Below are 12,805 nucleotides of genomic sequence, written 5' to 3'. Positions count from 1 at the left end.
GGCCGCTCCGGGGGAGGCGCGGGGTTCCCGGCCCGGGGCCGGGGCGCCTCCGGCACCGCCTACCCTTGTTCCATGACCAGCAGCGACCGGAGCCAGACAGTGGACGTCACGCGTACCTATGCAGTTCGCACCTACGGGTGCCAGATGAACGTCCACGACTCCGAGCGTCTCTCCGGTCTGCTGGAGGACGCCGGGTACGTACGCGCCCCCGAGGGCGCCGACGAGGCCGATGTCGTGGTCTTCAACACGTGCGCGGTGCGCGAGAACGCCGACAACAAGCTCTACGGCAACCTCGGCCGCCTCGCCCCGGTGAAGGCCCGCAAGCCCGGCATGCAGATCGCCGTCGGCGGCTGCCTCGCCCAGAAGGACCGCGACACGATCGTGAAGAAGGCGCCGTGGGTCGACGTCGTCTTCGGCACGCACAACATCGGCAAGCTGCCGGTGCTGCTGGAGCGCGCCCGCGTCCAGGAGGAGGCGCAGGTCGAGATCGCCGAGTCGCTGGAGGCGTTCCCCTCCACGCTGCCGACCCGCCGCGAGTCCGCGTACGCGGCGTGGGTCTCGATCTCCGTCGGCTGCAACAACACCTGCACGTTCTGCATCGTCCCGGCGCTCCGGGGCAAGGAGAAGGACCGCCGGCCCGGCGACATCCTCGCCGAGGTCGAGGCGCTCGTCGCCGAGGGCGTCTCCGAGATCACCCTCCTCGGCCAGAACGTCAACGCGTACGGCTCCGACATCGGTGACCGCGAGGCGTTCGGCAAGCTCCTGCGCGCCTGCGGGAAGGTCGAGGGCCTGGAGCGCGTCCGCTTCACCTCACCGCACCCGCGCGACTTCACCGACGACGTCATCGCGGCGATGGCCGAGACGCCGAACGTGATGCCGCAGCTCCACATGCCGCTGCAGTCCGGCTCGGACAGCGTCCTGAAGGCGATGCGCCGGTCGTACCGCCAGGAGCGCTTCCTCGGCATCATCGAGAAGGTCCGCGCCGCCATCCCGCACGCCGCGATCTCCACCGACATCATCGTGGGCTTCCCCGGCGAGACCGAGGAGGACTTCGAGCAGACGCTGCACGTCGTCCGCGAGGCCCGCTTCGCGCAGGCGTTCACCTTCCAGTACTCCAAGCGCCCCGGTACGCCCGCCGCCGAGATGGAGGGCCAGGTCCCCAAGGAGGTCGTGCAGGCCCGTTACGAGCGGCTGGTCGCGCTCCAGGAGGAGATCTCCTGGGAGGAGAACAAGAAGCAGGTCGGCCGCACGCTGGAGGTCATGGTCGCGGAGGGCGAGGGCCGCAAGGACGACGCCACCCGCCGCCTCTCCGGCCGCGCCCCCGACAACCGCCTCGTCCACTTCACCCGGCCGGACGAGGACGTGCGCCCGGGCGACGTGGTGACCGTCGAGATCACGTACGCGGCCCCGCACCACCTGCTCGCGGAGGGCCCCGTCGCCGCGATCCGCCGTACGCGTGCGGGCGACGCCTGGGAGCGGCGCAACGCCGTCCGGGCGCCCGAGCCGGCCGGTGTCATGCTCGGCCTGCCCCAGATCGGCGTCCCCGCCCCGCTGCCCCCGGCCGCGGACGGCTGCGCGGTGGGCTGAGCCCGCCGGCCCGCCCGGGTCCGGCCGGGACGCCCCGTCCCGACCGGGCCCGGGCGGGTCTCGCGTTACGCTGCGGATCATGCTTGTCGCCGCAGCCGCCTGCCCCTGCCCGCCGCTCCTCGTCCCCGCCGTCGCCGCCGGTGCCGCGCCCGAACTGGACGACGCGCGCGCGGCCTGCCTCGACGCGATCGGCGTGCTGGCCGCCGCGCGCCCCGACCGGCTCGTGGTCGTCGGCCCCGACCCGGGGGCCGACCCCGGCGCGGGCGGCACCGTGCCGTACCCGGAGGGCGCCGCGGGCGGTTTCCGCGGGTTCGGCGTGGACCTCGACGTACGGCTCGGGCCCGGCGGGGCGGAGGGTGCTGCCGCGGCCCGCGCGCTGCCGCCGTCGCTTGCCGTGGCCGCCTGGCTGCTCCAGCGCGTCGACTGGGCGGACGCGCCCGTGGAGGGCGTCGGCGTCGCCGAGCGGCTGGAGCCCGCGCGCTGCTCGGCGGCCGGCCGGGAGCTCGCCGCGCGGGCCCCGCGGGTCGCCCTGCTCGTGATGGGCGACGGCAGCGCCTGCCGCACCGTCAAGGCGCCCGGGTACCTCGACGAGCGCGCCGCCGGTTTCGACGAGCGCGCCGCCCGTGCCCTCGGCGCCGCCGACACGGCCGCCCTGGCGGCACTGGACGCCGGTCTCGCGCACGAGCTGAAGGCGGCCGGCCGCGCCCCGTGGCAGGTCCTCGCGGGAGCCGCGCACGCCGCCTCCCCGGAGGGCCGGCTGCTCTACGAGGGCGCTCCGTACGGCGTCGGCTACCTGGTCGCCGCCTGGTCCTGAACGCGGCGGCGCGCGGTCGCGGAGCGTCGTGCTCCACGACCGCGCGCCGCGCCGCGCACCCCGGACCGGACGGCGGTCAGACCGGCGGCGGTGCGGGCGGGGCCGGCGGGGCACCGCCCCCGTCGTCCCGGTGGGCGAGCCGGTCCACGGCGTGCCTGGCCCTGACCGTGCCGGACTCGATCTTGTCGCTGTACTTGCCCCTGGTCCTCTGGTCGACCATCCGGGCGGCCTTCTCGATGCCGTGGTCGATCCTGTCGCCGTGCTGCTGGGCGAGGTCCGAGACCTTTCCCCTGGCCGGGGCGAGCTTGGTCTTCAACGTGTCCAGGAAGCCCATGACCCACCTTCCCTCGAACTGACCGGTTCGCGCCGGGCCGGCCCGGCGGACCGGCTCTGCCGGCCGTGCCCGCCCGGCCTACTTGCGGGCGCCTTCGCCCGCCTCGTTGTCCGCCGCCTCCTCGGCCGACTGCTGCTTGGGGATCTCCACGCCCTCGGCCGCCCCCTCCGGGGCCGTCCCGCCGGACGCGGCCTCCGCGGCCGCCTCCTCGGGGCGCTCCCCGCTCTCCGGCCCGCCGGGCGCCGCGTCCTCCTCGGCCCGCTCCTCCGGCTCGGCCGTCAGCGCGGTGTCCGCCGCCGTGTCGGCGGTGGCTTCGGCAGTCGGCTCGCCTTTCTCACCCTTCCGGCGAAACCATGCAAAAACGCCCATATCAACTCCATAGCGTACTCGTGCGGGCGGAATCCCGCGCTGTCCGGAGCGCCCCATTGCGTCGCCCGGCGGGGCCGGTCCGTGAACCGGCGGTCGGAACCTCGCAACTGGCAACGACGCCGACCGTGCTCCGTCACGTAACTCGTTCGGGGACACCCCCCGATGTTTGCGAGACTGGGTCGGTGAGCAGCACACTCCCCGCCCCCCGCGTCATCGCCGTCGTCGGCCCCACCGCAGCCGGAAAGTCCGATCTGGGCGTCCACCTGGCGCGGGAGCTCGGCGGCGAGGTCGTCAACGCCGACTCCATGCAGCTGTACCGAGGGATGGACATCGGCACCGCCAAGTTGACCCCCGAGGAGCGCGGCGGGATCCCCCACCACCTCCTCGACGTCTGGGACGTCACCGAGACCGCCAGCGTCGCCGAGTACCAGCGGCTGGCCCGCGCGGAGATCGACCGGCTGCTCGCCGAGGGCCGCACCCCCGTCCTCGTCGGCGGCTCCGGACTGTACGTCCGCGGCGCCATCGACGCCCTGGAGTTCCCCGGTACCGACCCCGACGTCCGCGCCCGCCTGGAGGCGGAGCTGGAGGAGCGCGGCCCCGGCGCCCTGCACGCCCGGCTCGCCGCCGCCGACCCCGACGCGGCCCGCGCCATCCTCCCCAGCAACGGCCGCCGCGTGGTGCGGGCGCTGGAGGTCATCGAGATCACCGGCAGGCCCTTCACCGCCAACCTCCCGGGACACGACTCCGTCTACGACACGATCCAGATCGGCGTCGACGTCGAACGCCCCGAACTGGACGCGCGCATCGCCGCGCGCGTGGACCGGATGTGGGAGGCCGGACTGGTCGACGAGGTGCGCGCGCTGGAGGAACGGGGCCTGCGCGAAGGCCGTACGGCCTCCCGCGCCCTCGGCTACCAGCAGGTCCTCGCCGCGCTCGCCGGGGAGTGCACCGAGCGGGAGGCGCGCGACGAGACCGTGCGCGCCACCAAGCGCTTCGCGCGCCGTCAGGACTCCTGGTTCCGCCGCGACCCGCGGGTCCGGTGGCTCAGCGGCGCGGCCGCCGACCGGGGGGAACTCCCGCGCCAGGCGCTGACGTTCGTCGAACGAGCGGTTACAGCCTGATCACGTGATGGCATCGGGACGTCCTGCCCGTCATCCCGGCGGCCGTGTCCGTGCCATCATCGAGCATCGATCGACCAGTGGATCCGAGTGGGGAGGGCGCGTGGCGATGGAGGCCGGCCCTCGCGACAGAGAACGGCGAGAGGCGCCGGACGGCGAAGACCCGCAGGCGCAGGACGCGCCGCGGCTCAGCCCGGACGGCCCCGAGCTGACCGAGGACGGGGCGCAGGACATCACCCCCGACGAGGTCGAGGTGGAGCTGCGCCCGCAGCGGCGCCTGCGCATCTGGCAGCTCGCCCCCATCGTCGGCCTCGGCGCGCTCGGCTCCCTGATGTTCGCCTTCCCCCTGGCCTTCGGGTCGGGCGACGGCGGCGCCGTCCTCGCGATGCTCGGGCTGCTGCTCTGCGGCTGCGCGGCCGGCTGGGGCATGATGGCCGCCCGCCGCGTCGGTCACACCTGGCCCGGCCTGCCCCCGCGCGGCTCCGGCGAGCGCCCCGACTGGCGCGTGATCGCCCTGTACGCCGCCGGGGTCACCCTGCTGGTCGCCCTCGCCGTCTGGCGCGTCGCCCGCCTCCGCTGACGCGGCCCGCCGAAGCGGTCCACCGACCGGACGTCTCCGCCGCCGCCGCACCGACCCCGTACGATTGATCGCGTGAGCACCGCACCCCTCGCCTTCCTCAAGGGCCACGGCACCGAGAACGACTTCGTGATCGTGCCCGACCCGGACAACGCCGTCGACCTGTCCGCCGCCCTGGTGGCCAGGGTCTGCGACCGGCGCGCCGGGATCGGCGGCGACGGGGTGCTGCACGCCGTCCGCAGCGCCGCCCACCCCGAGGCCCGCCACATGGCCGACGAGGCCGAATGGTTCATGGACTACCGCAACGCCGACGGTTCGATCGCCGAGATGTGCGGCAACGGCGTCCGCGTCTTCGCCCGCTACCTGGAGCACGCCGGCCTCGTCGCGGCCGGTGACGTCGCCGTGGCCACCCGCGGCGGCGTCAAGCGGGTCCACCTCGCCAAGAACGGCGACGTCACCGTCTCCATGGGCCGCGCCGTTCTCCCGGAAGCCGGTGTCACGGTCACCGTCGAGGACCGGAGCTGGCCCGCGCGCAACGTCAACATGGGCAACCCCCACGCGGTCGCCTTCGTCGAGGACCTCGCCCACGCCGGCTCCCTCTCCACCGAGCCGCTCTACGCCCCCGCCGCCGTCTACCCGGACGGCGTCAACATCGAGTTCGTCGTCGACCGCGGCCCCCGGCACGTCGCGATGCGCGTCCACGAGCGCGGCGCCGCCGAGACCCGCTCGTGCGGTACGGGCGCCTGCGCCGTCGCCGTCGCCGCAGCCCGCCGCGACGGCGTCGACCCGGCCGCGACCGGCACGCCCGTCACGTACACCGTCGACGTCCTCGGCGGCACGCTGGTGATCACCGAGCTGCCCGACGGGCAGATCGAGATGACCGGACCCGCCGTGATCGTCGCCGAAGGCCGCATCGACCCCGCCTGGCTCTCCGAAACGGCCGTCTGAGCCTCCGGAGCGATCACGGAGCGAAACCGTACGTGCGTAAACCTCGCTCGAATGGGTGATCCCGTTCACGCTGAGCGAGAGCGCGACTGCGCCGCGTGGTGGGCTCGGTAGCATCAAGCACCGGCAGGGCGGCGACGCCGTACCCGTCCACCGCCGGTCGACGCCGCCGGAGGTGCCCCATGAGCGCAGAGGCCACCAACCCCAGTGCCACCGGCCGCAGGCGCGGCCTCCCCAGAATCGACCTGCGCAGACTCGGCCGCGCCGCGCTGCTCGGTCCCACCGGCCGCGACCGGCTGCCCGACGCCATCGGCCACGTCGCGGACGCCCACCGCGCCCACCACCCCGACGCCGACCTGGCCGTCCTCCGCCGCGCGTACGAGTTGGCGGAGTCGTCCCACCGCGGCCAGTTCCGCAAGAGCGGCGAGCCCTACATCACCCACCCCCTGGCCGTCACCCTCATCCTCGCCGAACTCGGCGCGGAGACCACGACCCTGACGGCCTCCCTCCTCCACGACACGGTCGAGGACACGGAGGTGACCCTCGACCAGGTCCGCGAGGAGTTCGGCGACGAGGTCGCCTACCTCGTCGACGGCGTCACCAAGCTGGAGAAGGTGGACTACGGCGCCGCCGCCGAGCCCGAGACGTTCCGCAAGATGCTCGTCGCCACCGGCAACGACGTCCGCGTCATGTCCATCAAGCTCGCGGACCGGCTGCACAACATGCGCACCCTCGGCGTCATGCGCCCCGAGAAGCAGGCGCGCATCGCGAAGGTCACCCGCGACGTCCTCATCCCCCTCGCGGAGCGGCTCGGCGTCCAGGCCCTCAAGACCGAGCTGGAAGACCTGGTCTTCGCCATCCTCCACCCCGTCGAGTACGAGCGGACCCGCGCCCTCATCGCGGAGAACGCCACCGCCGGCGACGCCCTCGCGACCGTCGCCGCCGACGTGCGCGCCGTCCTGCGGGAAGCCGGGATCCCGGCCGAAGTCCTCGTCCGCCCCCGCCACTTCGTCTCCGTGCACCGGGTCAGCCGCAAGCGCGGCGAACTGCGCGGCACCGACTTCGGGCGGCTGCTCGTCCTCGTCGGGGAGGACGCCGACTGCTATGCCGTGCTCGGCGAGCTGCACACCTGCTTCACCCCGGTGATCTCCGCGTTCAAGGACTTCATCGCCGCTCCCAAGTTCAACCTGTACCAGTCGCTGCACACGGCCGTCGCCGCGCCCGACGGCGCCGTCGTGGAAGTCCTCATCCGCACCCACCAGATGCACCGGGTCGCGGAGGCCGGCGTCGTCGCCCTCGGCAACCCCTACGCCGTCCCCGCCGACGCCTCCGACACGGCCGACGACGGGGAGCGCGCCGACCCCACCCGCCCCGGCTGGCTCTCCCGCCTCCTCGACTGGCAGCAGTCCGCGCCCGACCCGGACACGTTCTGGACCTCGCTGCGCGCGGACCTCGCCCAGGACGGCGAGATCACGGTCTTCCTGCCCGACGGAGGCACCCTCGCCCTCCCCGCCGGCGCCACCTGCGTGGACGCCGCGTACGAGCAGTACGGCACGGCCGCCCACGCCTGCGTTGGCGCGCGCGTCAACGGCCGCCTCGCCACCCTCGGCACCGTCCTGCGCGACGGCGACACCGTCCAGCCGCTGCTCGCCGAGGACGCCGGCTCCGGCCCGTCCCCCGACTGGCTGGACCACGCCCGCACCCCCACCGCCCGCATCGCCATCGACCACTGGCTCGCCACCCACCCCCACGGCGCCGACGCGCCGGCCGCCGACCCGCGCCCGCCCGCCTCCGTCGTCACCGGTCGCAGGCCCACGGCCAACGCCGTCGTCGACGCGCCGCACACCGGCGTCCGCCTGGCCGGCTGCTGCACGCCCGTACCGCCCGACACCGTGACCGGGTTCGCCGTGCGCGGCGGCGCCGTCACCGTCCACCGCGCGGAGTGCCCCGCCGTGCACCGGATGGAAAGCCTCGGGCGGCAGCCCGTGACCGTGCGCTGGAGCGGTGCCGCGGCCTGCCGCGTCACGCTCGTCGCCGAGGCGTTCGGCCGGCCCCGGCTGCTCGCCGACCTCACCGAGGCGATCGCCACGGCGGGTGCCGCGATCGTCTCCGCCACCATCGAACCCCCCAGCGAACAGCGGGTCCGCCACACGTACACGCTGCGGCTCCCCGACGCGTCCGGCCTGCCCGCCCTGATGCGCGCCATGCGCGACGTACCCGGCGTGTACGACGTGAGCCGCGCGCAGCACCCGGCCCCGGCGCAGTAGCGGGCCCGCGGGCGGCGAGGCGCCCGGCGACCGCCGGACGGGCCACCGCGGGCCAGCGCGCGGCGCTCGTTCGGGTGCGCCGGGAGCGCGCCGTCCCGAAGCGGGCCGGGCGCGCTGGTAGCGGTGGCTCCATGTTCCTCACCTCCCCACGCCTGCGCGCCGTCCTCCTCGCCGCGACGTCCGCGGGGCTCATCGCGGCGGCCGTGCCCGCCCCCGAGCCGCTCGGCATCGGCGACCCCCTCTTCCCGCACCTCGGCAACCCCGGCTACGACGTCCTCGCGTACGACATCGCCCTCACCTACGGCGGCGACAACCGCAAGGCCCTCGACGCCCTCACCACGATCGACGCGCGGACCACCGGCCGGCTGGAGCGCGTCAACCTCGACTTCGCCCACGGCACCGTCGAGTCCGTGACCGTCGACGGCCGCCCCGCCGACTTCGCCGGCGTGGAGGAGGACCTCGTCGTCGAGCTCGGCCGGCCCGTCGACGCCGGTACGCGGATCAGCATCGCCGTCACCCACACCAGCGACCCGGCCGCCGACGCGGAGGGCGGCTGGGTCCGCACCTCCGACGGCCTCGCCATGGCCAACCAGGCCGACGCCGCCCACCGCGTCTTCCCCTGCAACGACCACCCCGCCGACAAGGCCCGCTTCACCTTCCGCGTCACCGCGCCCAAGGACCTCGTCGCCGTCGCCAACGGCCATGCCGTCGACCACGTCGTCACCGGGTCCACCGCGACCTGGACGTACCGCGGCGCCCACCCCATGGCGACCGAGCTGGCCCAGGTCTCCATCGGCCGCTCCGCCGTCGTCCGCCGCACCGGCCCGCACGGCCTGCCCCTCCGCGACGTCGTCCCGGTCGCCGACCGGGAGCGGATGGAGCCCTGGCTGAGGAAGACCCCCGGCCACCTGCGGTGGATGGAGGACAGGGTCGGCCGCTACCCCTTCGAGACGTACGGCGTGCTGGTCGCCGACGCGACCACCGGCTTCGAGCTGGAGACCCAGACCCTCTCCCTCTTCGAGCGCGGACTGTTCACCCGCACCGACCTGCCCGAGTGGTACATCGAATCGATCATGGTCCACGAGCTGGCCCACCACTGGTTCGGCAACAGCGTCACCCCCCGCGCCTGGTCCGACCTGTGGATCAACGAGGGCCACGCCACCTGGTACGAGGCGCTGTACGCGCAGGAGACCGGCCAGGCCCCCCTGGAGCGCCGCATGCGCGACGCGTACGCCGCGTCCGACCAGTGGCGCGCCGCCGGCGGCCCCCCGGCCGCGCCCCACCCGTCCGCACCGGGCGACAAGAGCGGCCTCTTCCGGCCGGTCGTCTACGACGGCAGCGCCCTCGTCCTGTACGCCCTGCGGCAGGAGATCGGCGCCGCCGCCTTCGACGAGCTCCAGCGGCGCTGGGTGACCGAGTACGCGCACGCCACCGCCGGCACCGCCGACTTCGTCCGCCTCGCCTCCGACACCGCGGGCCGCGACCTCACCGGTTTCCTGCGCGGATGGCTCTACGGCGAGAAGACCCCGCCCATGCCCGGCCACCCCGACTGGCGCGGCAAGGCCCCGTCGAACGGGAAACCCGCGTGACGGACCCGACCGCACCGTGCGACCATCGTCACGTCGGCGGCGCCGCCGGGGAGTGGCCCGGCCCTCTGCGGGAATGATCCGGGGAGAGCGGGCGTTGTGCCTGACGAATCGACTTTTCCATCGACGTAAGGATCCAATGACCTCCTCTTCATCCCCTTCCCAGGACAAGCTGAGCTCCGCGGAGCCGAACCGCGCCGAGAGCCTTCGGGCCGATGCCCTGATGGAAGAGGACGTCGCCTGGAGCCACGAGATCGACGGAGAGCGGGACGGCGACCAGTTCGACCGCCAGGAGCGCGCCGCGCTCCGCCGTGTGGCCGGCCTTTCCACCGAGCTCGAGGACGTCACCGAGGTCGAGTACCGGCAGCTGCGCCTGGAGCGCGTCGTGCTGGTCGGCGTCTGGACCTCGGGGACCGTGCAGGACGCCGAGAACTCCCTGGCCGAGCTGGCCGCCCTCGCCGAGACGGCGGGCGCGCTCGTCCTGGACGGCGTCATCCAGCGCCGCGACAAGCCCGACCCGGCCACGTACATCGGCTCGGGCAAGGCCGACGAACTGCGGGACATCGTGCTGGAGACCGGTGCCGACACCGTCGTCTGCGACGGTGAGCTGAGCCCCGGCCAGCTGATCCACCTGGAGGACGTCGTCAAGGTCAAGGTGGTCGACCGGACCGCCCTGATCCTCGACATCTTCGCCCAGCACGCCAAGTCGCGCGAAGGCAAGGCGCAGGTCGCGCTCGCCCAGATGCAGTACATGCTGCCGAGGCTGCGCGGCTGGGGCCAGTCGCTGTCCCGGCAGATGGGCGGCGGCGGCGGTGGCGGCATGGCCACCCGAGGCCCCGGTGAGACCAAGATCGAGACGGACCGTCGACGGATCCGCGAGAAGATGGCGAAGATGCGCCGGGAGATCGCGGAGATGAAGACGGGCCGCGACATCAAGCGCCAGGAGCGGCGGCGCAACAAGGTGCCGTCGGTCGCCATCGCCGGCTACACCAACGCCGGCAAGTCGTCCCTGCTCAACCGGCTGACCGGCGCGGGCGTCCTGGTGGAGAACGCCCTGTTCGCCACCCTCGACCCGACGGTCCGCCGGGCCGAGACGCCCAGTGGCCGCCTGTACACGCTGGCCGACACGGTCGGCTTCGTCCGGCACCTGCCGCACCACCTCGTCGAGGCGTTCCGCTCCACCATGGAGGAGGTCGGGGACTCCGACCTGATCCTCCACGTGGTGGACGGCGCGCACCCGGCGCCGGAGGAGCAACTGGCCGCCGTGCGCGAGGTGATCCGCGACGTGGGCGCGACCGGCGTGCCCGAGATCGTCGTGGTCAACAAGGCGGACGCGGCCGACCCGCTCGTCCTGCAGCGGCTGCTGCGCGTCGAGAAGCACTCGATCGCCGTCTCGGCGCGGACCGGCCAGGGCATCGCGGAACTCCTCGCGATGATCGACGCCGAGCTGCCCCGCCCGGAGGTCGAGGTCGAGGCGCTCGTGCCGTACACGCAGGGCGGACTGGTTTCGCGGGTGCACGCCGAGGGCGAGGTGATCTCCGAGGAGCACACCCCGGAGGGCACGCTGCTCAAGGCGCGGGTGCACAGCGAGCTCGCCGCGCTGCTCGCCCCGTACAGCGCCGTCACGGCCTGACGCGCACGACGAAGCGGGGGTCCCCGGCCGCACCCGGCCGGGGACCCCCGCTTCTCGCGTCGTCACCGCCGCCGAGGCCCGGCGGTCCGGTGGCCTATCGGCCCGCGAACTTCTCGCTGACCGCCGTGAAGACGCCCTTCGCCTCCGCGCCGAGGCGCGGCCCGGCGAGCCAGCCCGCCTGCACCGGCCCGATCGAGGTGTTCGACACGAGCGCCGGCTTGCCGTCCCCGCCCGTGGCGACCCAGCCGCCGCCCGACGAACCACCGGTCATGCTGCACCCGATGCGGTACATCGTCGGCTGGTCGGCCTTCACGGACAGTCGGCCCGGCTCGTCCGCGCACCGGAACATCCTCTGGCCGTCGTACGGCGGCGCCGCCGGGTAGCCGGTCGCCTCCATGCTCGCGATCTTCGACACCGCAGGCGCCTCGAAGTCGACCGGCAGCGCGGAACCGACAGTCTCCTCCAGTGACTTGCCGCCGCTTCCCTTCTCCGGCGTCACGTGGACGACCGCGAAGTCGTACGGGGCGCCCTGGCCGCCCGTCGGCGCGCCCTGGTCGATCCACTGCTCGGAGGTCTGGGCCCAGTCGCCCCACCACACGCCGTACGGGGCGATCTCCTCGCGGGACGCCTTCTCCAGCTCCGCGGTCGACAGGCCCTTGTCGTTGTACGACGGGACGAACGCGATGTTCCGGTACCAGCCGCCGTTCTTGCCGGCGTGGACGCAGTGCCCGGCCGTCCACACGAGGTTCGACCTGCCGGGGTTCGCGGGGTCCTTCACGACCGTCGCCGAACACACCATCGAGCCCTTGGGGCCGTCGAAGAGGAGCTTGCCGGCCTCCGGCGCGCTGCCGTGGTACTCCGGCTCCACCTCCTTGGCCTCGACCCGCCGGGGCGTCGGGTCCGTCACGCCCTCGTCACTGGGGAGGTCCCCCTCCTCGACCGGCCGGTCCGGCTCCTCCGCCTCCCGCATGCGGTCCGGGTTCCAGAGGTCCTCGATGATCGGGTTGACGAAGTCCTGGGCCTCCCGCAGCCACTTGTCCCTGTCCCAGTTCCGCCACTCGCCGTCCCGCCACTTGTCCAGGTCGATCCCGTGCTCCTTGAGCCGGTTCTTCAGGTCGTCCGGGATGGTGATCTTCCCGTTCCCGCCGGGGGTGTGGACCGCGGAGGCGCTGGGAGCGGCGGCCGGGTCCTCCTCGGGGCCGCAGCCCGTGGCGGTCAGCGTCAGCGCCGCCGCGACGGCGGCCGACGCGAGCAACGGACGAATCGTTCGCATGTGAGTGATCCCCCTGGGACTTCGTGAGCCGAGCGCTCTTGCGGAAGCGCTCCTCGAACGCGGAACTTCGTACTGCGGAACTGCGCGCTCCGGCAGCGGCCGGGACGGCGCCGGGCGCCGGACGCGGCCCCCACTATGCCGGTGCCCTTGGGGACGGCGTGCGGCAGGGCGGCGGTTCCCCGGTGCGGGGATCTTCGAAATGCCCGTGATCCCCCGCAGATGTCGTCGTTGGTACGGGCGGGACGCGCGGCACCGGCGCCCGGCTGCCGGCGCGGCGCGGCTCGGGGAGCCGGCCGCCGTGC

General features: G+C 74.1%; 11 protein-coding genes. 8 read left to right on the top strand and 3 right to left on the bottom strand.

What is annotated here, in order from left to right:
* The first annotated feature begins 72 nt into the window (after positions 1-72).
* Together miaB and RND61_RS27345 are read left to right on the top strand one after the other, a co-directional pair.
* On the top strand, positions 73-1,587 hold the full coding sequence (miaB, locus tag RND61_RS27350) for a tRNA (N6-isopentenyl adenosine(37)-C2)-methylthiotransferase MiaB (RefSeq protein WP_315880794.1): 1,515 nt from the start codon (positions 73-75) through the stop codon (positions 1,585-1,587).
* 79 nt (positions 1,588-1,666) lie between these two features.
* On the top strand, positions 1,667-2,401 hold the full coding sequence (locus tag RND61_RS27345) for a hypothetical protein (RefSeq protein ID WP_315880793.1): 735 nt from the start codon (positions 1,667-1,669) through the stop codon (positions 2,399-2,401).
* Between the two features lie 76 nt (positions 2,402-2,477).
* Here the strand turns inward: RND61_RS27345 and RND61_RS27340 are convergent, their stop codons facing one another.
* Positions 2,478-2,735, bottom strand: coding sequence for an antitoxin (locus RND61_RS27340; protein WP_315880792.1), 258 nt, complete (start codon positions 2,733-2,735; stop codon positions 2,478-2,480).
* Between the two features lie 78 nt (positions 2,736-2,813).
* Entirely contained in the window at positions 2,814-3,104 is a 291-nt protein-coding gene (locus RND61_RS27335) for a hypothetical protein (protein WP_315880791.1), read from the bottom strand.
* Between the two features lie 182 nt (positions 3,105-3,286).
* Here RND61_RS27335 and miaA point away from each other — a divergent pair, with 182 nt between their 5' ends.
* From miaA to hflX, 6 genes are all read left to right on the top strand, one after another.
* Positions 3,287-4,225 (top strand): tRNA (adenosine(37)-N6)-dimethylallyltransferase MiaA, encoded by a 939-nt coding sequence (miaA, locus tag RND61_RS27330; RefSeq protein WP_315880790.1) that lies wholly within the window; start codon positions 3,287-3,289, stop codon positions 4,223-4,225.
* Positions 4,226-4,331: 106 nt separating this feature from the next.
* Positions 4,332-4,802 carry a hypothetical protein gene (locus RND61_RS27325; protein WP_315880825.1) on the top strand — a complete coding sequence of 157 codons (471 nt, stop codon included), beginning with the start codon at positions 4,332-4,334 and terminating at the stop codon, positions 4,800-4,802.
* A gap of 72 nt (positions 4,803-4,874) precedes the next feature.
* Positions 4,875-5,747, top strand: a complete 873-nt coding sequence (gene dapF, locus RND61_RS27320; protein WP_315880789.1) for a diaminopimelate epimerase — start codon at positions 4,875-4,877, stop codon at positions 5,745-5,747.
* A 179-nt stretch (positions 5,748-5,926) separates the two neighbouring features.
* A complete protein-coding gene (locus tag RND61_RS27315) occupies positions 5,927-8,011 on the top strand; it encodes a RelA/SpoT family protein (RefSeq protein WP_315880788.1) in 2,085 nt (694 codons plus the stop codon).
* Positions 8,012-8,142: 131 nt separating this feature from the next.
* Positions 8,143-9,600 carry a M1 family metallopeptidase gene (locus tag RND61_RS27310; protein ID WP_315880787.1) on the top strand — a complete coding sequence of 486 codons (1,458 nt, stop codon included), beginning with the start codon at positions 8,143-8,145 and terminating at the stop codon, positions 9,598-9,600.
* 136 nt (positions 9,601-9,736) lie between these two features.
* Positions 9,737-11,230 carry a GTPase HflX gene (gene hflX, locus RND61_RS27305; RefSeq protein WP_315880786.1) on the top strand — a complete coding sequence of 498 codons (1,494 nt, stop codon included), beginning with the start codon at positions 9,737-9,739 and terminating at the stop codon, positions 11,228-11,230.
* A gap of 94 nt (positions 11,231-11,324) precedes the next feature.
* Here the strand turns inward: hflX and RND61_RS27300 are convergent, their stop codons facing one another.
* Entirely contained in the window at positions 11,325-12,503 is a 1,179-nt protein-coding gene (locus RND61_RS27300; RefSeq protein WP_315880785.1) for a trypsin-like serine peptidase, read from the bottom strand.
* Positions 12,504-12,805 lie beyond the last annotated feature (302 nt).

It is taken from the genome of Streptomyces tamarix, assembly GCF_032423885.1.
In the GTDB taxonomy this organism is placed as follows: domain Bacteria; phylum Actinomycetota; class Actinomycetes; order Streptomycetales; family Streptomycetaceae; genus Streptomyces; species Streptomyces tamarix.
The sequence above is the reverse complement of the archived record's forward strand: the minus strand, read 5'-3'. Positions and strand labels throughout refer to the sequence as shown.